Genomic DNA, 22,580 nt, shown 5'->3' on the forward strand with positions numbered 1-22,580 from the left:
GCAGGCCTTCGCCGTCGCGGTCGAGGTCGCCGACGGCGGCTGACGCCGCCACCGCACTCGCAGCGAACGACAGTCCAACCAGGAGCGCGATGGCGCCGCGCCGCACGCGCGATGCGGCGCCACCGGGTGCAGACGTGCGACTCAAAACTCGGTCCTGATCCGCGCCCAGAAGTAACGCCCCAGCGTGTCGTAGGTGAACGCATCGGTGTTGGCCGCGCTGGCATAGCCGTAGTAGCGCGGCGGCGTGCGATTGCCGAGGTTGTTCACGCCCAGCGCCAGGGTGGTATGCAGGCTCTCGAACTTCCGGCTCACGCTGGCGTCGTGATAGGTCACCGTGCCGACCGGGAAGTACACGCAACTGCCGTCGGCGGCGGTGTTGACGCAGAAGTCCTCGTAGGCGCTGCCGACGGTGGTGCGCCCGATCAGGCGCGTGTTCCAGCTCGCGTGCCAGGGGCCGTTGTCCCAGTCGAGCGTGAAGTTGGCGCGCCAGCGCGGCATGTTGCCGTAGCTAGATTGTTCGCCCACGTAGTTGTGCGGATCGCCGCTGAACGTGTAGCTGGCCAGGTAGGTGGCATCGACGCCGGCGCGGAAGCGGCCCCATGCCGTCTCCGGCAAGGCGTACTTGATGCCGACGTCGTCGCCGCGGATGTCGACCTTGCCGCTGTTGATCGCGAACGGCACGGTGACGCTGACCAGTTGCCCGGTCGGGCCGCGCTTGATCAGCGGGCAGTAGGCGCTCTGGCCGTCGTAGCAGTTCTGCAGCACCTGATTCAGGCCGCTGCCATTGATCATGTCGTCGAGGGTGACGCGCCAGCTATCCAGGTTCAGCGACAGGCCCTCGGCCCAGCCCGGGTCGTACACCGCGCCGATATTGTAGGAACGGCCCTGCTCGGGCTTGATCGCAAAGCCCGCGTTGGCCGAGCCGGTGGTGAGCACGGTAAAGGTGGAGTTGTTGACGAAACGGCCGCTGGTCGGCACGTTGGCGCAGGCTGCGGGATTGCCGCCGCCGGTGTAGCCGTTGCACGGATCGGTGTAGTCGGCGACGTCGTCGACCACGGTGTTGAACGGCGAACCATACAGGTCGCCCAGCGCCGGCGCGCGGAACACCTGCGAGCCGGTGGCGCGGATCAGCAGGTTGTCGATCGGGCGCCATTCCAGCGCCACCTTGCTGTTGGTGGTGCTGCCCCAGTAGTCGTAGCGCGAGTAACGCGTGCCCAGGTTGAGGTTCAGCGCCTGCGCACCGGTCACGCCCTTGAGCAGCGGTACCAGCACTTCGGCATACGCCTCCTTGATGGTCTCGTCGTGGCCCTGGTTCATGATGCAACCGTCGTTGTAGTCGCAGTTGCCGTCCGCATCGGCCGCCGCCACCGGATTGCTGGTGCCCTGCGAGAAGCCGTTCTTGCGGAACGACAGGCCGAACGCGGCCTGCACCGCTCCGGCCGGCATCGCGAACAGGTCGCCGTTGACGCTGGCCTCGGCGAACTTCATCGTGCTCTCGTCGATCAGGTCGACCGCGCTCTGGGTGGCCTTGATGCCGGCGATGGTGGCCGGATCGTCCGGGTTGAACACGTTGATCGGGGTGCAGCCGGCGATGACGTTGCCGGGCGTACCGCACTTGATGGTGCCGTCGCTGTCGCGGAACGAGGCACCCACCGCGTTGTTGAGCGCCGAGGTGATGGAGAAGCCGTTGCGCACCAGGGTGTCCTTGTAGTGCGCGTAGCCGGCCGCCGCATCCCACTGCCAGCTGCTGTCGCCGAACTTGCCGCGCAAGCCGGCGACGATGTTGGTCTGGTACATCGTCGAGGTGTAGACGCGGGTGTTGGCCGGCACCGAACGCAGCAGGTAGCGGCTGAGCTGGGCGCCGAAGGGGTTGTAGTAGTTCTGCGCGGCGTTGGGCTGTTCCAGGCCGTAGGCGGTGAGCTGCGAGGTGGTCTCGCTGCGGGTCCAGAACATGTCCAGGTAGCCCTGCACGTTCGGGGTGAAATCGAACGTGGCGTGCGCAGAGGCGTTGGTGCGCTGCACCGGGGTGATCAGGTACTGCCCGGTGTAGGAGTTGTAGCCTTCCACCGCCTGGCTGTAGGTATGGAAGTCGCTCGCGGTGACCTGGCCCGGCGCCAGGTCGGCATTGGGCGTCAGCACGCTGCCATTGCGCAGGAAGGCGCGGGTGCCGTTGCCGCGGCGCTCCACCACCTGGCCTTTGAGATAGTTCTGCGCGGTGCGCGCGTAGTCGCGATCGCTGTCGTACAGCGCGTTCATCGAGCTGCGGCTCACGCCCAGGATCAGCCCGCCGCGGTCCCAGGTCTTGCCCCACTCCAGGCCGAGCGAGCGCCGGTTGCCGTCGCCGTGCGTGCTCAGGCCGTAGTCGGCGGTGGCGGCGAAGCCGTCGTACTTGTCCTTGAGGATGATGTTGACCACGCCGGCGATGGCGTCGGAGCCGTACACCGACGAGGCGCCGTCGGTGAGCACCTCGATGCGCTCGACCATGGCCGCCGGAATCGCGTTGACGTCCACGCCGGGCGCGGCGGCGACGCTGCTGGCCGGCCCGGCCATGCGATGGCCGTTGACCAGCACCAGGGTGCGCTCCGGGCCGAGGTTGCGCAGCGACACCAGCGCGCGGCCGTGACTGAAGCCGGAGTTGAGCGCGACGTTGGGCATGTTGCCGGCCATCGCCGGCAGTTGCTGCAGCAACTGGCCGAGGGTGTCCTGGCCGCTATCCTCGATGCGCTGGCGGTCGATGGTGATGACCGGGCTGGCGGTTTCCGCATCCACCCGGCGCAGATGGCTGCCGGTGACGCTGACGCGTTCCAGCGTGGTCGCCTGGGTGTCCTGGGTCTGCGCATCCTGCGCCTGCGCTGCCGGCGCGAGCAGGGCCAGGGCGGTGCAGATGGCCGCGGCCAGCGGACCGGGCTGCGGCGCGGCGCGCCAGGAACACGGGAGCAGCGGCGCAACGCGTTCGAGCAAAGACGGCATCGGAAATCTCCTGAGCGGCAGCCTGGCGTTCGTCGGAGCGCCGCCCTTCCCCAGGCGGCCGCTCCGTCGCCAGCGCGTGTGGCGGATACGAAAACGGACGTGTCCACGCATGCGCCGCCGGACGGGACGATCCCGACGCCGCCTGCACGGCGACGCGCACGACCCATGCGCTGCGTCCCCGGTGGCGTGCAGGAATCTCCCCCTGGACATTCACTGCACGGTCACAATGTGCGCGTAGGACGCGCACGGCGTCTTGTCGTATTTATCGGGAAAACGTGCGGAATACCGCACTGCCCCGCAGGCAGGCGGGACGTTTCCGACTTTTTCGCCACTCAGCCGTAGACGGCCGAAATCGCCACCGTCGCCGCGCTGCCGGCCGGCAACAGTACGCGCTCGTTGCGCGGCCCGGACAGCGCCGCCGGCTGCCCGTCCAGTTGCACCTCCTGCAGGCGGGTGCCGGCCGGCACGCGCAGGGTCAGCCAGGTGCGTGCCGGCCGCTGCGCCGGCAGCGTCACGCGGCCGTCGATGCGCTTGCGCGCCGGATCCGCGTGCAGCGCCAGCGACACCCTGCCCCAGCGCGTCGGCGCCGCGTCGATCGCGATCGTCTCGCCACTGCCCAGCCAGTCGCGCGGCACCGCCCGCGCCAGGAACAGCTCCTCGCCGGCGCTGTCCTCGAACACCAGCATCCAGCGCAGCAGCAGCGGAATGGTCAGCTGCGCGGGGATGCAGAACAGCGGCATGCCGCCGGTGATGCCGGTGACCTCGCCCGCCGTCCAACTGCCGCGGGTATGCACGTGGTAGCGGTGCGCGTACAGGAACAGCAGGTACTCCTCGATCCGGTCCAGGCGCAGCAACTGCTGCGCGTAGCCGTAGGAGATGAAGCCGAGCAGGTCGCGCGCTTCCGGCGTCGGCGCGGTGATGTTGCCGACCACACCGAGGCTGGTGCCGCCGTGGCCGCGCACGCAGTCGATGACCAGGTGCGCCAGGTCGTCGGGCAGCACGTCGGCCTGCAGCAGTTCGGCATAGGCGCGGTGCGGCCAGCCCTGCTCGCTGGGATGCTCCTGCTGCAGCGACTGGCGGAACGTCAGCTTCACCCCCGGCAACGGGCCGATATACGGCGGCTGCAGATCGCGACGGATGTTGCCACGCAGCGTGCGCAGCAATTGCGTGGACAGTTGCTGCGCGCGGCGCTGCCATTGCGCCGCGGCGGCCTGCCCGCCGGGCCCGGCGATGCCGGGCCACACCGCGGCCAGGTCCTGCCAGCCGCGCACCGTCAGCGCGCTGTTGGCGTAGTACGGCTTCCACCACACCTGCGGATCGGGGAACAGGCACGCATCGGATTCGTTCCAGCCGTGGAGCAGGCCGTGCCCCGGTGCCGATGCCGGGAGGCGCAGGCTGGCGTCGTGCAGTTCGACCAGCACCTGCGCGGTGGCGGCGATCTTGTCGCGGTGCTTGCGCAGCAGCGCGGCATCGCCGGTGTAGCGCAGGTAGCGCGCCAGCAGCGACAGGGTCAGCCCGAACTGGCCGGTCTCCGGGCCGCGCATGTTGACCATGCCGTCGGCCTGCACGAAATCGCTGAAATAGCCGTCCAGCACCGCCGCGGCCTGGGCGAAGCGGCCCCACTCCAGGTTGGCGTACAGCGAACTGGTGAAGGTGTCCTGGAAGCCGTCGTACTCGTTGCCGTAATAGTCGCGGTCCACCGCACCGTACTTGGGATAGGTGCCGCCCGGACGCACCACCAATTCGCGGGCGAAGGCGAAGCGCGCCATGTCGCGCCAACTCGCATCCGGGGTTTGCGCCTGCACGGTGTCGGCGAGCTGCGCCTGCCAGTAGCCGGCGAAGGCGAGCAGGCCGCGGTAGAAGTCCTCGGCGCTGCGCGGGCCGCGCCGCGGCGGGTAGTCGGGATAGCTGTAGCCGTACACGACCTTGCTGACCTTGCCGTGCTCGACCAGCGCACTACGGTGCCAGGTCTGCACCACGAAGCGGTCCTCGGCCAGCACGTCGGCGAACAGCAGGATGTCGTAGTAGCGGCCCTCGCCGGCCGGCACCACCTTGCGCACCGCCGGCATCCAGCCGCCAAGCAGGCCTTCGCTGCGGCGCCGCACCAGTTCGTCCTTGCCCAGCTCCGGGAACGCCTGGATCGCGCGATAGCAGCGGGTGCGCCCGTCCGGGTACACCGGCATGGTGTCGGCGCACTCGCGGGTACCGACGAAGGTGGTCCACGGCAGGCGCCCGTTGTAGTCCTTGGGATCCAGTTGCGAGGCCGGCGGCGGCGCGACGTCGCGCACCTCGTCGGCGCGCGGGTCGCCATCGCGCAGCAGGCGGTCGGCGAGCAGGTCGGCATCGGCCATCGCCACCTCGGCCAGGGCCATGCCGAAATACGGCGCCTGCGCGGCAGGGAACACCGCTTCGGTGCGCTTGCCCAGCACCAGCGCCCCGCCCGGCCCGCGCAGGGTCAGATCGCCGTCGGGCTGGCGCAGGTCTTCGTACACCTCCCAGGTGGCGCCGGCCTCGACAAAACGGCATTGCAGGGTGTGCCCGGCCAGCGCGTCGGCCGGCAGCGGCTGCAGTTGCGGCGGTGCAGGCGCACGCGCGGCGCTGGCCGCTGTGGGTGCCGCGGCGGCACGCCCGGCCAGCGCTTCCACGCCGGCAACCGCGCCGACGGCCAGGCCCTGACGCAGGAAATCTCTCCGATCCATCTACCGTCCCCGATGCAATGCGATCGTCGCATCGTGCGCTGCGCGCGCCGCAGCGTCTTGTGCGCTGTGCCGAGGATCGATGCGGAAAATCGCATAGCCGCGAGGTCGCGGCGATGTTGCGTTGCGGGAACGCAACGCGTCGGCGACGGCTTACGCGAGCACGTCGAGCAGGCTGCCGATGCTGTCGTCGGCCGCGCGCAGCACGCGCGCATTGGCCTGGAACGCGGTGCGCTCGGTCAGCGTACCGACCATGTCGTCGACCAGATCGCTGCCCGGCCCACCGGCCTGCTGCAACTGCCCGACCACGCCACCGCCGGCGCTCGCCTGGTTCACCGGCACCGAGCGCTGGAACCCGTCGGTGGCGAGATTGGCGATGTTGTTGGCGCGCACCTGCAGCCCGGATGTCGCCGCGCGCATGCCGGAGAGCGCGATCGAGGAACTGGGGGCGATGGCGGTCATGACGGGCCTGGGGCGCAGGGAGACTTGCCGGGTTATCGGCGGAGTTGGCGGGGTCTTGAGTGGGGGAATTGGGGAGTTGGAATTGGGGATTGGCAAGAGCGGGCGCGTCGGCGCGATGATCTGAAGCCCCTCTCCCCTCGGGAGAGGGGTTGGGGTGAGGGTACGGAGCCGCGCGATACCCCAAAACTTGGTGCATCGCCCGCACCCTCATCCGCCCCTGCGGGGCCCCTTCTCCCCGAAGGGGCCATGGTCCCGAGGGGAGAAGGGAAAAGCCTAGCCCCTCTCCCACCGGGAGAGGGGTTGGGGCGAGGGTCCGGGAGCCGCGATGCCTCCGGAACGCCAGTGCACCCCCCGTACCCTCATGCGTCCCTACGGGGCACCTTCCCCCCAAAAGGGGGCCATGGTCCAGAGGGGAGAAGGGAAAAGCCTAGCCCCTCTCCCACCGGGAGAGGGGTTGGGGTGAGGGTCCGGGAGCCGCGATGCCTCCGGAACGCCAGTGCACCACCCGTACCCTCATCCGCCCCTACGGGGCACCTTCTCCCGACGGGAGAAGGGAAAAGCCGAACCCCGCAGGACCAGGAACCACCGCGCCTTTACGAATCCCCAATCCCAAATCCCGGCCCCACCTACAACCGATTCCACGCCGGCGTCGGCTCCCCCAACAGATGCCGCACGAAGAAGTCGTACTGGCGCCGTTGCACGTAATCGATGGGACCGGTGGAGCGGCCGACGGTGTGTTCGCCGCCGGGCACAACCAGCAGGTTGAAGTCCTTGTTGGCCTTGATCAGCGCGTCCACCACCTGCGCGGTCGAGGCCGGGTCGACGTTGCTGTCCTGCTCGCCGACGATCAGCAGCAGGTCGCCACGCAGCTTGGCCGCATTGTCCACACCGGAGGCGCGTGCATAGCTGGCATCCACCGGCCAGCCCATCCACTGCTCGTTCCAGCTGATCTTGTCCATGCGGTTGTCGTAGCACCCCGCATAGGCCACGCCCACCTTGTAGAAGTCCGGATGCCGCTCCAGCGCGCCCAGCGTGCTCTGCCCGCCGGCCGACGCGCCGTAGATGCCGACGCGGCCGATGTCGTAGGACGGATCCTGCGCGGCCAGCGCCTTGTGCCAGGCGATGCGGTCGGGGAAACCGGAATCGCCGAGGTTCTTCCAGGCCACGTCGTGGAAGGCCTTGGAACGGTTGGCCGTGCCCATGCCGTCGATCATCACCACGATGAAGCCCAGGTCCGCCTGCGCCTGCATGCCGATCTGCTTGTCGCCGCCGGAGTGATAGCCGAACGGCCAGAAGGTCTTGGGCACGAAGGAGTCGTGCGGGCCGGCGTAGATGTTCTCGATCACCGGGTACTTCTTGTGCGGGTCGTAGTCGCGCGGGCGCACCACCATGCCCCAGATGTCGGTCTTGCCGTCGCGGCCCTTGGCGACGAAGGTCTGTGGCGCGCGCCAGCCGGCGGCCTGCAGCTTGCGGATGTCGCCGCGCTCCACCACCTGCAGCAGGCGCCCGTCGATGGCATGCAGTTCCATCACCGGGGCCATGTCCGGACGCGAATACACGTCCACGTAATGACGGCCGTCGTCGGCGATGGCCACGTCGTGGTCGGCATCGGCCTGGGTCAGCCGGGTCAGGTGGCCGCCGTCGAAATCCACCGCGAACAGTTGCCGATAGTACGGATCCTTGCCCGCATCCATGCCGCTGGCGGTGAACCAGATGCGCCGCTGTGCATCGTCCACGCGCAGCACATCGCGCACGATCCACTCGCCCTTGGTGATCTGCGCCTTGATCCGGCCGCTGGCACCGTCGAACAGGTACAGGTGGCGCCAACCGTCGCGCTCGGAGATCCACAGGATTTCCTGGCCCAGGCCGTCGACATCGTGGTGGTAGCTGCGGTCGGCGTACACGAAGGTCTTGGCGTCCTCGCCCACCGCCACATGCGCCTTGCCCGTGGCCGCATCCACCGCGATCGCGCGCATGCGCTGGAAGCCGCGCTGCACGTAGTCGAACACGAAGCTGGCGCTGTCGCGTCGCCACTGGATCGGCGAGAGCTGGTACGGATTGGCGAACAGCGCGTCGTCGATGACCAGGCGCTTGGGCGCACCGCCGCGCGCCAGCGCGCCGAGGTCGAACAGCACCGGCCGTTCGATGTCCACCGCATCACCGGGCTTGGGATACAGCTGCGTGCGCACGATCGGCTGGCCGCCGCCGGGCGGCGCCGCCTCCACCCGGGTGACGCGGCGGGGAAAGCCGGGCTTCACCCGGTACAGCGCCAGCCGCTGCGAATCCGGCGACCAGGCAATCGTTTCCGGATCGTAGAAATCGTCGCTGCGGCCATCCTCGGCCAGGCGCAGCGTGTGGCCGTCCGCCACTGCGCGCAGCATCACCGCATTGCCGTCGACATAGGCGTCCCAGCGCCCGTCCGGCGAGCGCCGCGGGGTGGCGTCGGCCGGCACGCTGAGATCGCGCACCACGCCGAAACCGCGCGGCCGCGGCTGGGGGCCGCTGTCGGCACGCGCGCAGACGTAGGTGGTGAGGGTGCAGCGCCACGGCGTCTCATCGAGCTCGAAGGCGATCGCCGCCTGCGGCTGGCCGCCATCGGCGACGTAGGCGAAGCGCGCGAACGGCAGCCGCAGCGCCGGATAGGTGGTGCCGGTCGCCGCACTCAACGCGCGCGCCAACTGCTGCTGGTCGAACGCCGGCTGCTTGCGCTGGCTGGCCACGTCCTCGACCACGAAGGCGAAGCCGCCCGGCACGGTCTTGCGGTAGTAGAACGCGCCGTCGTCGCGCCACTGCGCCGGCCAGGTCACGTTCTCGGTCAGGCCGATCCAGGCCTCGCGCAGGCCCAGCGAGCGCTGGTAGTCGGCGACGCTGGGCGCGGCCTGGGCGGCGCCGGCGCAGCAGGCCAGTGCCATGACGATCGATACGACGAACTTGTTCATTCGGTTTCCAAAAATCTCATGTCGCGCTGTTTCCCGTAGAGCGGCTTTAGCCGCGACGGGCTTTCCCGTTGACGTCTGCCGCAGCCAATCCCACAAAAAGGGACAAGAAACGTCCTACGCCTCTCCACACACGCAACGGCTACTCCCCGTCATCCTCTTCCAACGCGAGTTCCTCCGGACGCAGGCCGCTGCGCGCCCCCCAGTGGTAGCAACCCAAGGCGATCGCGGCCACGCACAGCGTGTCCCAGGGATGCGCGATCCAGCCGCTGCCGCCGAAGGTGCCCAGGCGCGACACCACCAGCACCAGCGCGAAGAACACGATCAGCCACAGCACGCCGCGCACCTGCCGCCACAGCCGCGCACGGCCGGCGGCGTTGGGCAGGCGGTACAGCACGTACAGCGCGAACATGGCGATCTGCAGGCCGAGCAGCCACGACAGCGTGTTCCAGGTCGACCAATACACGATCAGGCCTGCGACGATGAACGACAGCGGCCCGAGCAGCGCCATGCCGCGCAGCCGGAACGGCCGCGGCAGCTCCGGCGCGCTGCGCCGCAACGCGGCCACGGTCACCGGCGCCACCGCATAGCTCAGCACCAGCGCCGCCGACACCACGTTGATCAGCGCCTCCCACGAGGGGAACGGCAGGGTCCAGAACACCGACAGGCCCAGACTCAGCCACAGCGCCGGACGCGGGATGCCGGAGGCGGCGTCCACCTTGGTCAGCACCGGCATAAAGCCGCCGCTGCGCGCCCAGCCGTAGACCACCCGCGGCGTGGCGTTCATGTAGATGTTGCCGGTGCCGCTGGGCGAGATCATCGCGTCGCAGATCACCAATGCCGCCAGCCAGCCCATGCCCAGCGCCAGGGCGATGTCGTGGTACGGCAGCGAGAACGCCTTGTCGATGCCGCCCCAGCCGTTGGCCAGATGTTGCGCCGGCACCCCGCCGAGGAAGGCGAGCTGCAGCAGCACGTAGATCACCGTGGACAACGCCACCGACAGGATCAGCGCGATCGGGATGTTGCGCTGCGGATCGCGCACCTCGCTGGCCACCGACACGATCGGGGTCAGCCCGAGGTAGGCGAAGATGATGCCGCCGGCGGAGATCGCCGCCTCCACCCCGGCCGCACCGAACGGCGCGAAGCCCTGCACGTGCAGGTTGCGCACATCGAAGTGCGCCATCAGCAGCACGATCACCAGCACCGGCACCAGGAACTTGAACACGCTGACGATGTTGTTGGCGGTGGCGAAGGTCTTGACGCTGTAGTAGTTGAGCAGGAAGAACGCGACCAGCAGCGCCAGTTGCAGCAGCCAGCCGGCGACGCTGGGATGGGTACTGCCTGCCTGGTTGAGCCAGGGGAACCACGCCGCGGCGTATTGGCGTGCCGCTTCCACTTCGATCGCGATCAGGCTGGAGAAGGCGATCAGGGTGATGAAACCCATCAGCCAGCCCAGCAGCACACCGTGCGAGTACTCCGGGTAGCGCACCACGCCGCCGGCGCGCGGCAACGCCGCGCCGAGTTCGCAGTACACCAGGCCCAGCAGCAGCACCGCCACGCCGCCGGCGATCCACGAGACGATGCCGGCCGGCCCGGCGATCGCCGAGACGTGGCTGGCCGAGAACAGCCAACCGGACCCGAAGATCGAGCCCAAGCCGATGAAGGTCAGATCGGTGAGGCTCAAGCGCTTGTGGAACTTGCCTTGTGCGGCCATGGCGTCTCCCGCTGGATTGGTGTCACTGGCGATTCGATGATCTGCGGCGTTCCCTACCCTCACCCCACCCCCTCTCCCGGAGGGAGAGGGGCTTATTGCTCCCTTCTCCCTCCGGGAGAAGGTGCCCCGAAGGGGCGGATGAGGGTCCGGGCGAAGCCTCGTGCAGTTGAAACACCGCATGCGCTTCGCGTCCGAACCCTCACCCCAACCCCTCTCCCGGAGGGAGAGGGGCTTGTTGCTCCCTTCTCCCTCCGGGAGAAGGTGCCCCGAAGGGGCGGATGAGGGTACGGGCGAAGCCTCGTGCAGCTGAAACACCGCACGCGCTTCGCGTCCGACCCTCACCCCAACCCCTCTCCCGGGGGGAGAGGGGCTTATTGCTCCCTTCTCCCTCCGGGAGAAGGTGCCCCGAAGGGGCGGATGAGGGTACGGGCGAAGCCTCGTGCAGCTGAAACACCGCATGCGCTTCGCGCCCGACCTTCACCCCCCTCTCCCGGAGGGAGAGGGACTTATTGCTCCCTTCTCCCCCCGGGAGAAGGTGCCCCGAAGGGGCGGATGAGGGTACGAGCGAAGCCTCATGCAGCTGAAACACCGCATGCGCTTCGCGCCCGACCCTCACCCCAACCCCTCTCCCGGGGGGAGAGGGGCTTATTGCTTCGCCGCCTCCTTCGACCAAGGCGACTTCCCACCCTCGGCAATGAACCGGTCGATGCGCTGCTCCAGCACCGGCAGCGGCACCGAGCCCGTCTCCAGCACCGCGTCGTGGAACGCGCGGATGTCGAACTTCTCGCCCAGCGCCTGCTCCGCCTTGCGCCGCAGCTCCAGGATCTTCAACTCACCCAGGTAGTACGACAGCGCCTGGCCGGGCCAGGCGATGTAGCGGTCGACCTCGGTGGTCACCTCGTGCTCGCTGAGCGCGGTGTTGTCGCGCAGGAACGCCTGCGCCTGCTCCCGCGTCCAGCCGTCGTGGTGGATGCCGGTGTCGATCACCAGCCGGCACGCGCGCCACATCTGGTAGGTCAGGTAGCCGAAGCGGTCGTACGGGGTGTCGTACATCCCCATCTCCTGCCCCAGGTATTCCGAGTACACCGCCCAACCCTCGCCATAGGCGGAAATGAAGGTGTAGCGGCGGAAATCCGGCAGGTTGTCCTGCTCGGCCGCCAGTGGCATCTGCAGCGCATGGCCCGGTGAGGACTCGTGCAAGGTCAGCGCAGCGAGGTTGTACAACGGCCGTGACGGCAGGTCGTAGGTGTTGACCAGGTAGATGCCGGGGCCACCGCGGCCGCCGGTGTAGAACGGCGCCAGGTCCGCCGGCACCGGCTCGATGGCGAAGCGTTGCCGCGGCAGCCGGCCGATGTAGTCGCCGATCTTGCCGTCCACGCGCTTGGCGATCCACGCCGCGTCCTTGAGCAGTTCTTCCGGGGTCTTGGCGTAGAACTTGGGATCGGTGCGCAAATAGTGCAGAAACGCCGGGAAGGTCTGCTGCCCCGGCGGGGTCTTGAAGCCGCTGTCGGCGATCGCCTGGTCCATCTCCTTGCGCAGCCGCGCCACCTCCTTCAGGCCCACCGCATGAATCTGCTCGGGGCTGAGGTCGAGCGTGGTGTATTCGCGGATCTGCGCGCGGTAGTACGCCGCGCCGTCGGGCAGCGATTCGGCGGCCAGCGCCGGGCGTGCCTTGGGCAGGTATTCCTCGCGCATGAAACGCAGCAGCTTGGCGTAGGCCGGCACCACCTGCTGGGCGATCGCCGTGCGCGCCTGCGCGCGCAACTGCGCCTGCAGCGGCGCCGGGATCGTCGCCGGCATCTGCTTGAACGGGGTATAGAACAGATTGGTCTCGCCAGGCGCCTGCGCGACCTCGGCGATCGACTGGTCGCGGCCCTGCAGGGTCACTTTGGGCTGGGCGAAACCGCGCGCCAGGCCGGCGCGCATGTTGGCGATCTGCTCGTCGAAGTAGCGCGGGATGTCGGCAAGCTGCCCGAGGTAGCGCTGGTAGTCCTCGCGGTTGCGCAGGGTGGCGCGCGCGGTGAAGCCCAGGTCGCTCCAGAACGCGGTGTCGCTGTTGAACGGCATTTCCCAGGCGCGGAACCGCTGCTGGTCGAGCAGCACCTGCAGTTGCTGGCGATAGACCTGGTAGTTCACCTGGTCCTGCGCCGACAACTGCGCCGGGTCGATAGCATCCAGATCATGCAGCGTCTGCTGCCAGTAGGCGGTGCGCTGCGCCTGGGTGGCCGGATCGACCTTGGGCAGGTGATCGGCGGCCTGTCCCTGCGCATCCTCGTCGTCGGCGCCGGCGAACTGCTCCTGGCGCCATTTCCACTCGCGCTGGTACAGCGCCTTGAAGCGCGCGCCGGCATCGCCGGCGGGGGCAGCGGCCGCCGGCGCGGCGGTCTTTGCCGGCGCGGCGGCGGCAGCGCCCTGCCAGGCCAGGGTGCACGCGATGGCCAGGGCCAGCGCCGTGCGCAGTCGGGAACGGGAGGTCATCGCGAAGTCTCCTGAGTGGCGGGGGTGCCGGCCTGGACCTGGGCGATCCAGGCGTCGATGCGCGCGTCCAGCAGGTCCAGCGGCATCGCGCCGCCGCCGAGGATGGCATCGTGGAAGGCGCGGATGTCGAAGCGCTCGCCCAGCGCGCGCCTGGCCTTCTCGCGCAGCGCCAGGATGTCCAGTTCGCCGAGCTTGTAGCCCAGCGCCTGGCCCGGCCAGACGATGTAGCGGTCGGTCTCGGACTGGATGCTGGGCTCGTCGTCGGACGGATGCGCGTGGAAGAAGTCGATCATCTGCTGCCGCGTCCAGCGCTTGTAGTGCACGCCCGTATCCAGCACCAGCCGATTCGCGCGCAGCAGCTCGCCGGCCAGGCGGCCGTAGTCGCTGTACGGATCGCGATAGAAGCCCACCTCCTTGCCCAGCTTCTCGGCGTACAGCGCCCAGCCTTCCACGTAGGCGTTGTAGCTGGATTGCTGGCGAAACGGCGGCAACGGCAGGGTCTGCGCCAGCGAGATCTGCAGGTGATGACCGGGCACGCCCTCGTGATACGCGGTGGCCTCGATGTTGACCAGGGTGCGGTGCGCGTAATCGCTGGTGTTGACCATCACCAGCCCCGGCTTGCTGCCCTGCGCATCGCTCTGCCAGTACTCGGCACCGGGCGCGGTGGCGCGGAACGCGGGCATCGCGCGGACCTCCAGCGGCGTCTTCGGCAGCGTACCGAACAACGTCGGCAGCTTCGGCTGCATCTGCGCGATGTCGTCGCGGTAGCGCTGCAGGATCTGCTCGGGCGAGGTGGCGAAGAACTTGCGATCATGGGCCACCGCCTTGCGTAGCGCAGCCAGATCGGCATAGCCGAGCTGCTTGGCGATGACGCCCATCTCGCCCTCGATGCGCGCGACCTCGGCCAGGCCGGTCTGGTGGATCTGCTCGGGCGACTGATCGGTGGTGGTCTGGGTGTGGATCGCGAAGCGGTAGCGGCGCGCACCATCGGGCAGCGACCACAGGCCTTCGTGGGCACGGCCCTGCGGCGCGTATTCGTCGGCGACGAAGTCGGCGAGCTTGCGATAGGCCGGGCGCACCTGCTGGTCGATCGCCGCGATCATCGCCGCGCGCAGGCGCGGCCGCTCGGCCTCCGGCACTGCCGCGGGGAACTGCTGCAGCGGCGCGGCGAACGGACTGTCGGCCCCGGCCGGCGCGGCGATCTCGCGCACCTGCGCGGGAATGCGCTCGAGCAGGTACTTCGGCTGTACCAGCCCGTCCCTGGCGCCGGCGCGCGACAGCGCCACCACCTGGTCGAGCAGCGCCGGGATCGCCTGCAGGCGCTTGATGTAGTCCTCGTAGTCCTTGACGCTGGCGAATGGGAACGCCTGCGCGTAGCCCGGCAACGCCACCTGGATGCCGCCGACCGGCTCCAGCGGCATCTCGTCGTTCTTCAACGCGATCGCCTCCAGCCGGTCGCGCAACTGCCGCTGCATCATCTGCAGGCTCAACTGCTCCTGCGCCGACAGCGCCTTGGCATCGACCGCATCGAAGCGCGCCAGGAACCCAACAGTGGCCTGGCGTTCGGCTTCCAATGCGGCCGGCGAATAGTCGCTCCAGCGATCGTTGTAGCGGCTGTCGCCGATGATGCTGGCGAACTCCGGATGGTGTTCGAGCTGATACTGCCACTGCGCGTCGAGCAGCGCGGCGAAGGCCTGCGACGGCGAGGTGCTTGCCTTGGCCGGCGCCGTTGCGGCCGGCGTGGAAGGCGCCGACGGTGCCGGCGGCTGACAGGCACTCAGCAGGGCCAGTGCCAGCATGCCGACGACGGGCAGACGTATGTGCTTCATCGAGGAACTCCGCAGGGCAGCACGCGCCCGTGACACACAGCGGCGGCCGCCGCGCAAACGTGGCAGGCGGCCGCCCTGCGCATCAGGCGAACGGCCGGTCGATCGCCGGCGACGGCGGGGTGAACCACTGCGCGCCGTCCTCGGTGACGTAGAAATGATCCTCCAGGCGCACGCCGAACTCGCCCGGCACCACGATCATCGGCTCGTTGCTGCAGCACATGCCCGGGGCCAGCGCCAGCGCATTGCCGCGCACCAGGTACGGTGCCTCGTGGATGCTCATGCCGCAACCGTGGCCGGTGCGATGCGGCAGCCCCGGCAGCTGATAGTCCGGGCCGAGCCCGGCACGCTGCAGCACCTTGCGCGCGGCCTCGTCCACCACCGCGCAAGCCACGCCCGGCCGCACCGCGGCGAAGGCCGCCGCCTGCGCGTCGTGCTCCAGTTGCCAGATGCGCCGCTGCTTCTCGCTGGGCTCGCCGAAGATGTAGGTGCGGGTGATGTCGGAGTGGTAGCCCTGCACCGTGCAGCCGGTGTCGATCAGCACCAGTTCGCCCGGGCGCAGCGCCTGCACGCCGGGAATGCCGTGCGGATACGCGGTGGCGTGGCCGAACTGCACGATGCAGAAGGTCGAGCCGCTGTCGGCGCCGAGCGCGCGGTGCGCCTGGTCGATGAAGCGGGTCAGTTCCGCGGTGGTGATGCCCTCGCGGACCAGCCCGGCGGCCAGCCGCTGCACGTGCAGGGTCATGTCGCAGGCCTGCTGCATCAGCGCCAGTTCCGCCGGCGACTTGCGCATGCGGCAGCCGTCGACGATCGCCGCCGCATCGCGGATCGCGATCCGCCCCAGCACCGCCGTCAGCCCGGTGTGCACCGCAAAGGCTACGCCCGGGTCCAGCGCCAGGCTCTGCGCGTCCAGTTCCAGCAAGGCCTCGGCGACCAGCGCGTGCGGGTCCTCGTGCTCCTGCCACAGGCGCTTGCGTACCGGCACCGACAGCACCGCGTCCAGCGAGCCTTCCTCGAACGCCGGGCAGATCAGCAGCGGATCGCCTTCGGCGGTGAGCAACATCGCCACCAGGCGCTCGCTGGCGCCCCACGGCACGCCGGTGAAATAGCGCAGCGAGGCGCCGGCGCCGATCAGCAGCGCGTCGGCACCGTGCGCACGCATCAGCGCACGCGCAGTGGCCAGGCGTTGCCGGTACTCCTGCTGCTGGATTGCCGGCGCGCGATGCGGCCACGGCGCCAGTTGCGCGTGCGCCTGCTCCAGGGTCAACCCGCCGATCTGGGCCTGCTCGTTCATGCGCGCGGCTCCACGTCGGCGGTGCTCCAACTGCCGTCGATCAAGCGCTGCACGCCGCCGGGATTGCGGTCGCGCAGCAACGGCGGCAGCAACGCGTCGGGCACGCCGTCGTAGCTGTGCAGCGCGGCGAAGCGGCGGATCGCCGCGGGCATGCCGACCGCAGTGAAGCCCGGATGACCGGTGCTCGGATACGGGCCGCCATGGTTCATCGCCGGGCTCACCGCCACGCCGGTCGGCATCTTGTTGCAGATCAGGCGACCGACCCGCGGACGCAGCGCCGCGGCCAGCGCGGCGAAGGCCATGTCGTCGCTGCCATCGGCGGCGCGATAGAGCGTGCCGGTGAGATTGCCCTCGAAGCTGCGCGCCAGGGCGGTCAACTGCCCCAACCCGCCGCCGCGCACGATCAGGCTGACCGGGCCGAACGCCTCGGTCTGCAGCGCCTCGGGCTGCTGCAGGAAGGCCTCGGCCGACACTTGCAGCAGGGTCGGCGCATGCCGATAGCCGGGACCTGCATCGGCCTCGCCACCGGCCAGCACCGTGGCGCCGGCATCGCGCAGCGTGTCCACGCTACGCTGCAGATGCTCCAGCACGCCGCGCGAGAACAGCAGCGCCGGCGCAGCCGCGGCGAAATGCGCGGTGGCCGCGGCGACGAAGGCATCGCCGGCCTCGCCCTCGGGCACCACCACGATGCCCGGGTTGGTGCAGAACTGGCCGCTGCCCATGGTGCAGGAGGCGAAGAACTCCTGCGCCAGCGCCGCACCGCGTTCGGCCAGCGCGCCCGGCAGCAGGAACACCGGATTGACGCTGGACAGTTCGACATAGGCCGGCACGCCGGCGCGGTCGGCGGCGGCCTTCAGCGCCAGCCCGCCGGCGCGGCTGCCGGTGAAGCCGATCGCGCCCAGCCGCGGATCGCCGGCCAGCTCCAGGCCCAGCGTGCTGTCGAAGTGGTAGAGCAACTGCACCGTCGCCGCCGGCAGGTCATGCGCCAACAGCGCCTGGTGCGCGAGCTGGGCCAGGCGCTGGCTGGTGGCCGGATGCGAGGGATGCGCCTTGGCGATGACCGGGTTGCGTGCGGCGATGGCCGAGGCGAAATCGCTGCCGGCCACCGCGTTGAACGCGAACGGGAAATTGTTCGGGCCGAACACCAGCACCGGCTTGTGCAGCGGCCCCAGCTGCGCGCGCAGGCCGGCCGCGGTGTCGATCACCGGCTGCGCCCAGCTGTGGCTGCGCACTGCCTGTGCGGCCTGGCGCAACTGCCCGCTGGCGCGCGGCAGTTCCACCTTGGCCAGGCGCGGCTCCACCGGCAGGCCGGTTTCGGCATGGGCCAGCGCCACCAGACGCTCGACGTCGGCGTCGATCGCGTCCGCGTAGGCGTCCAGGAACGCGGCGATGCGTTCCGGCGCGGCCGCGGCCAGCGCATCGGCACTCAGCGCCGCCGCGCTCAGCGCCGCTTCCAGGTCGGCGGCGCCGCTGATCGGGAACGACGGACCGAACTCGCTCCCGTCGCGCGGGTCCTCGGCGCGGAAGCTACCGCGCTCTTCCAGCGAGGCCTGCCAATGGCCGGCCAGCAACAGCGGTTGCGTGCTCATCTCAGTGCCCAGGGTGGGTGGCGATGGCGTGGTCGATGACCTTCAGCGCGGCCTCGCGCTCGGCGCCTTCCAGCACCAGCCGCGGCGCGCGCACGCGCTCGCTGCCCAGGCCGACCTTCTCCTGCACCAGCTTGATCAGCTGCACGAACTTGGGCACGGTGTCCAGGCGCAGCAGCGGCAGGAACCAGTCGTATAGCGCCTTGGCCGCCGGGTAGCCGCCGTCGCGGGCCAGCTCGAACAGCTTCACCGACTCCTTCGGGTAGGCGTTGACCAGGCCGGCGATCCAGCCCTTGGCGCCCATGCTCAGGCCTTCGACGATCGCATCGTCCATGCCCACCAGCAGCACCAGGCGGTCGCCGAGCAGCTCGCCCAGCGCGGCGAAGCGGCGCACGTCGCCGGAGGATTCCTTGACCGCCTGCAGGTTCGGGAATTCGGCAGCCAGCTCGGCGATCTGCGCCGGGCTGAAATCGGTCTTGTAGGCGATCGGGTTGTTGTACAGGATCGCCGGCAGGTCGGTGGCGGCGATCACCGCGCGCATGTGCGCGCCCATTTCGCGCCAGTCGGTGGAATACACGTACGGCGGCAGCACCATGAGGCCACCGCAGCCGACCTGCTTGGCCGCCTGCGCCAGGCGCACGGCCTCGTCGGTGGACAGCGCGGCGATGCCCGGCACCACCGGGATGCGGCCGTCGACCGCCTGCACCAGGGTCTTCAGGATCGCCAGCTTGTCGTCGAAGCTCAGCGTGGCCGCCTCGCCCAGCGAGCCCAGCGGCACGATCGCGGTGCAGCCGGCGTCGATCATGAGCTGCGCATGCTTGGCCAGGAACGCGTGGTCGATGCTGCCGTCGGCGTTGAACGGGGTGGTGATGGCCGGCAGCACGCCGTACCAGAAGGAAGCCTTGCTCATGGAAGTACACCTTGTGGAGAGTTGCGAAGGGAGGCCGCGCGCGACGGCGCGGCGCAAGCGGTGTCCGGACCGGGATCCGGACAGGGATGGGCCAGCGCGTCCAGCCGCGCCGGGAACAGCGGCGGCCGGCGGCCGTCGTCGGAGAAATCGGCGGCGCGCGCGGCCAGGCCAAGTTCGGTCAGCGCACTGCCGCAGATGCGGCCCTGGCAGGCGCCCATGCCGCAGCGCGAGGCCAGCTTGGCGTCGCGCAGGTCGGCATGGCCCTGCAGCGCGGACAGCGGCACGTCTTCGCAGCGGCACACCAGCGTATCCGGCGCGGCCAGCGCATGGATGCGCGGGTCCAGCGCGAACTGGCGCTGCAGCAGTTCAGCGAAGGCGCGCACACGTCGCCGCTGCGGCTGCAGCGCCTGCGCAGCGGCGTCCTGGCCGGCGGCCAAGTGGCCGGCGATCGCGCCTTCGACGCGCGCGCAATCGCGCCCGCCGATGCCCAGCGCCTCGCCGGCGGCATAGACGCTGTCGACGCTGGTGCGCAGTTGCGCATCCACCGCCACGCACGGATGCGCGCCGCTGCGGCCCAGCCGGCAGCCGAGCAGTTGCGCCAGTTCCACGTTCGGCACCAGGCCGTAGCCCACCGCCAGATGATCGCAGGCGAGACGGCGGCGACCGCGCGGGCCGTCGAGTTCCACCTCCTGCACGCGGCCCTCGCCGTACGCGGCCAGCACCACGCTGCCGGCGTGGTAGCCGACCCCGGCCAGTTGCGTGCGCAACGCCAGCGCCTGCAGCGCCTTGTCCGGCCAGCGCAGCGGCAGCTGCGCGGCGAACGCGGCCAGCGCGCGCCACGGCGCCTGTTCGACGATGCCCAGCACCTGCGCGCCGTGCTTGCGCAGTGTCGCCGCCGAGGCCAGCAGCAGCGGCCCGCTACCGGCAACCAGCACGCGCCGCCCGGTCAGCGGCCAACCCTGCTTGGCCAGCGCCTGGGCGCCGCCGGCGCCGGTCACCCCGGGCAGGGTCCAGCCCGGGAACGGCAACAGCAATTCGCGCGCGCCGGTGGCCAGCACCAGCGCGTCGTAGCCCAGCCAGCGCGGGCCATCGGGTCCATCGGTGAGCAGTTGCCGGTCCTGCGCCAGCAGCACCTGGGTCTGCGGCAGGAAGGTCACGGCGCTGGCCGCCAGTTGCGCCAGCGTGCGCGCGGCCAGGCGTGGCGGCGCCTGGGCCACGTCGTGGCGCCAGATCTGCCCGCCGGCACGCGCCTGCAGATCGACCAGGCCGACGCGGCGGCCATGCCCGGCCGCGGCCAGCGCCGCCGCCAGCCCGGCCGGGCCGGCGCCGATCACCAGCACGTCGTAGTGGACGCGCGGCTCAGCCATCGGTCCACACCTGCATGCCGTCGCGCGCCGGGGTGATGCAGGCGCGCAACTGGCCGACGCGGTCGATGCGCACCCGGCACTCGGCGCACACGCCCATGCCGCACAGCGGCGCACGCGGCTGGCCGCTGCGCGAGCGGCGGAAATGCGTGGCGACCTGCGCCACCGCTGCGGCCACGCTGCTGCCATCAGGCACTTCGACATCGCGGCCGTCGACCTGCAGGCGCAACATGCGCGCGCTCATGCCAGCGCCCGCGCCGGCGCGTACGGCGCCGCGTCGATGGCCGTGGGCCGCTGCAGCAACTGGTCCAGCAGCAGGCGCGCACTGCCCAGCGCCGTCGTCACGCCCAGGCCCTCGTGGCCGGCCGCGACCCACACGTCGCGCCGCTCCGGCACCGCGCCCAGGTACGGGCGCCCGTCCGGCGTGGCCGGACGCAAGCCGGTCCACACCCGGATCGCCTGCAGTTGCCGCAGGCCCGGCAGGAACGCGAAGGCGCGCTCCAGCATCCGCTGCAGCATCGGCATCGACACCGTGCGGTCGGTCGCATCGAATTCGCGCGAGGAGCCGATCAGGAGTTGCCCGGTCGGCCGCGGCTGCACGTTGAACGCCACGCTGCTGCCGTCGCTGCCGTGCGCGCTGTCGGCATAGCCCAGTTCCAGCAATTGATGGGCGACGAAGCCCGGATAGCGGTCGGTGATCACCAGTTGCCCCTTGCGGGCACGCATCGGCAGTTCCGGCAACAGCTCCGGCACGGCGCAGCCGGTGGCGACCAATACCGGGCCATGCAGCGCGCTGCCGTCGTCCAGACGCACGCCGGCATCGGCCAGCGCAGTGGCGCGACGCCCGGCGTACAGCTGCGCGCCGGCGGCGCAGGCACGCTCGACCAGGTAGCGCGCCATCCGCGGCGGATACACCACCGCCTCGGCGGCCACGCGCATGCCGCCGGCCAGGCCCGGCACCAGCGCCGGCTCCAGTTGGTACAAGCGCTGCGCATCGAGCGCTTCGGCGTGCACGCCGGCCGCGGCCAGCCGCTGGATCTTGGCCGGAATCGCCTCCAGTTCGCGTGCCTCGCGCGCCACCCACAGCGTGCCGCAGCGGCTGAACTCGGCCTCGGGCAGCGGCGCGAATTCTTCCCACAAACGCAGCGAGTACGCCGACAGCGCCAGTTCCGCCGGATCGTCGTCCATCGCCACCAAATGCCCCATCGCCGCGGCGGTGGAACCGCCGCCGATGCTGCCCGACTCGACGATCGCCACGCGCAGGCCGGCGGCCGCCGCCGCATCGGCGCAGGCCGCGCCGACGATGCCGGCGCCGACGACGATCAGGTCGAAACCGCTCATGCGGCGCCGATGCCCCAGGCGAACGGATCCTGCGGATCGATCAGCAACTGCGCGCGCGCAGTGATGTAGGCCTGCCCGGTGATGCGCGGCAGTACCCCGCGCGCACCGGCCGTGTAGCTACCCTCGAACACGCTGCCGAGGATGCCCTGCTGCCGCCACACCTGGCCCGGCGCCAGCTTGCCGTCGGCGGCCAGGCACGCCAGCTTGGCGCTGGTGCCGGTGCCGCAGGGCGACCGGTCGTAGGCCAGGCCCGGGCACAGCACGAAGTTGCGCGCATCGGCGCTGGCGTCCGGCGCCGGCCCGTTGATCTCGATGTGGTCGATCTCGCCGCCGTCGGCGCCGCGGATGCCGGCCGCCTCCAGTGCCAGCCGCACCGCCTCGGTGTAGGCGGTCAGCGCGCGCTGGTGGCGCAGGTCCAGCGCGCACGGGGTCTGTTCGGTGATGAAGAACCAGTTGCCGCCCCAGGCGACGTCGCCGCGCACGCGCCCGTACTCGGGCACCTGCACTTCGACGCCGGTGGCGTGGCGGTAGCTCTCGACGTTGTCGACCGAGACGCGGCCGTCGGCGTGCAGTTCCACGCCGACCGTGCCCACCGGCGTCTCGATGCGGTGCGTGCCCGCGCTCAGCCGGCCCAGTTCGGCGAGCGTGCGCACCAGGCCGATAGTGCCGTGGCCGCACATGCCCAGGTAGCCGACGTTGTTGAAGAAGATCACCGCCGCGCAGGCTTCGGCGGCCACCGGCGGCAGCAGCAGCGCGCCGACCATGGTGTCCGAGCCGCGCGGTTCGCAGGCGATGGCGCTGCGCCAGCGGTCGAAGCGCGTGCGGAACAGCTCCCGGCGCTCGGCCAGGGAACCGGTTCCCAGATCGGGGAAGCCGGAGACGACGACACGGGTCGGTTCGCCGGCGCTGTGCGAGTCGATGACATCGAGTGTATGCATGGGGCCATGCTCACATTCGGCACCGTCGCCGGCTAGCAGCGTTTGCCTGTCGCCAATGCGGAAGT

General features: G+C 70.3%; 14 protein-coding genes. All 14 read right to left on the bottom strand.

Annotated elements, in window-relative coordinates:
* Nucleotides 1-141 precede the first annotated feature (141 nt).
* The 14 genes from RAB70_RS16800 to RAB70_RS16865 all read right to left on the bottom strand — a co-directional run bounded on the left by RAB70_RS16800 (nucleotide 142) and on the right by RAB70_RS16865 (nucleotide 22,515).
* Complete coding sequence (locus tag RAB70_RS16800) at nucleotides 142-2,970, bottom strand: TonB-dependent receptor (RefSeq protein ID WP_173003399.1); 2,829 nt, start codon at nucleotides 2,968-2,970, stop codon at nucleotides 142-144.
* 332 nt (nucleotides 2,971-3,302) lie between these two features.
* A complete protein-coding gene (locus RAB70_RS16805) occupies nucleotides 3,303-5,669 on the bottom strand; it encodes a Tat pathway signal protein (protein ID WP_148829322.1) in 2,367 nt (788 codons plus the stop codon).
* Nucleotides 5,670-5,819: 150 nt separating this feature from the next.
* Nucleotides 5,820-6,128 carry a flagellar basal body protein gene (locus tag RAB70_RS16810; RefSeq protein ID WP_148829321.1) on the bottom strand — a complete coding sequence of 103 codons (309 nt, stop codon included), beginning with the start codon at nucleotides 6,126-6,128 and terminating at the stop codon, nucleotides 5,820-5,822.
* Nucleotides 6,129-6,754: 626 nt separating this feature from the next.
* On the bottom strand, nucleotides 6,755-9,067 hold the full coding sequence (locus RAB70_RS16815; RefSeq protein ID WP_148830331.1) for a S9 family peptidase: 2,313 nt from the start codon (nucleotides 9,065-9,067) through the stop codon (nucleotides 6,755-6,757).
* Between the two features lie 139 nt (nucleotides 9,068-9,206).
* Nucleotides 9,207-10,778 carry an APC family permease gene (locus tag RAB70_RS16820; RefSeq protein ID WP_017916460.1) on the bottom strand — a complete coding sequence of 524 codons (1,572 nt, stop codon included), beginning with the start codon at nucleotides 10,776-10,778 and terminating at the stop codon, nucleotides 9,207-9,209.
* A 645-nt stretch (nucleotides 10,779-11,423) separates the two neighbouring features.
* Entirely contained in the window at nucleotides 11,424-13,256 is a 1,833-nt protein-coding gene (locus RAB70_RS16825) for a DUF885 family protein (RefSeq protein ID WP_148828944.1), read from the bottom strand.
* Nucleotides 13,253-15,085, bottom strand: coding sequence for a DUF885 family protein (locus RAB70_RS16830; protein WP_148828943.1), 1,833 nt, complete (start codon nucleotides 15,083-15,085; stop codon nucleotides 13,253-13,255). Before RAB70_RS16830 ends, RAB70_RS16825 begins: the two co-directional genes overlap by 4 nt.
* Nucleotides 15,086-15,167: 82 nt before the next feature.
* On the bottom strand, nucleotides 15,168-16,376 hold the full coding sequence (locus RAB70_RS16835) for a Xaa-Pro peptidase family protein (protein ID WP_148828942.1): 1,209 nt from the start codon (nucleotides 16,374-16,376) through the stop codon (nucleotides 15,168-15,170).
* On the bottom strand, nucleotides 16,373-17,965 hold the full coding sequence (locus RAB70_RS16840) for an aldehyde dehydrogenase family protein (RefSeq protein WP_148828941.1): 1,593 nt from the start codon (nucleotides 17,963-17,965) through the stop codon (nucleotides 16,373-16,375). The genes RAB70_RS16835 and RAB70_RS16840 overlap by 4 nt, the downstream gene beginning before the upstream one ends.
* A gap of 1 nt (nucleotide 17,966) precedes the next feature.
* Nucleotides 17,967-18,872, bottom strand: coding sequence for a dihydrodipicolinate synthase family protein (locus RAB70_RS16845; RefSeq protein ID WP_017909351.1), 906 nt, complete (start codon nucleotides 18,870-18,872; stop codon nucleotides 17,967-17,969).
* A complete protein-coding gene (locus RAB70_RS16850; protein ID WP_148828940.1) occupies nucleotides 18,869-20,239 on the bottom strand; it encodes an FAD/NAD(P)-binding oxidoreductase in 1,371 nt (456 codons plus the stop codon). The genes RAB70_RS16845 and RAB70_RS16850 overlap by 4 nt, the downstream gene beginning before the upstream one ends.
* Nucleotides 20,232-20,480, bottom strand: a complete 249-nt coding sequence (locus RAB70_RS16855) for a (2Fe-2S)-binding protein (RefSeq protein ID WP_170268107.1) — start codon at nucleotides 20,478-20,480, stop codon at nucleotides 20,232-20,234. Before RAB70_RS16855 ends, RAB70_RS16850 begins: the two co-directional genes overlap by 8 nt.
* Nucleotides 20,477-21,577 carry an FAD-binding oxidoreductase gene (locus tag RAB70_RS16860; RefSeq protein WP_148828939.1) on the bottom strand — a complete coding sequence of 367 codons (1,101 nt, stop codon included), beginning with the start codon at nucleotides 21,575-21,577 and terminating at the stop codon, nucleotides 20,477-20,479. The genes RAB70_RS16855 and RAB70_RS16860 overlap by 4 nt, the downstream gene beginning before the upstream one ends.
* Nucleotides 21,574-22,515, bottom strand: a complete 942-nt coding sequence (locus tag RAB70_RS16865) for a 4-hydroxyproline epimerase (protein ID WP_148828938.1) — start codon at nucleotides 22,513-22,515, stop codon at nucleotides 21,574-21,576. Before RAB70_RS16865 ends, RAB70_RS16860 begins: the two co-directional genes overlap by 4 nt.
* Nucleotides 22,516-22,580 lie beyond the last annotated feature (65 nt).

The sequence above is a fragment of the Xanthomonas sontii genome (genome assembly GCF_040529055.1).
Taxonomy (GTDB): Bacteria; Pseudomonadota; Gammaproteobacteria; order Xanthomonadales; family Xanthomonadaceae; genus Xanthomonas_A; species Xanthomonas_A sontii.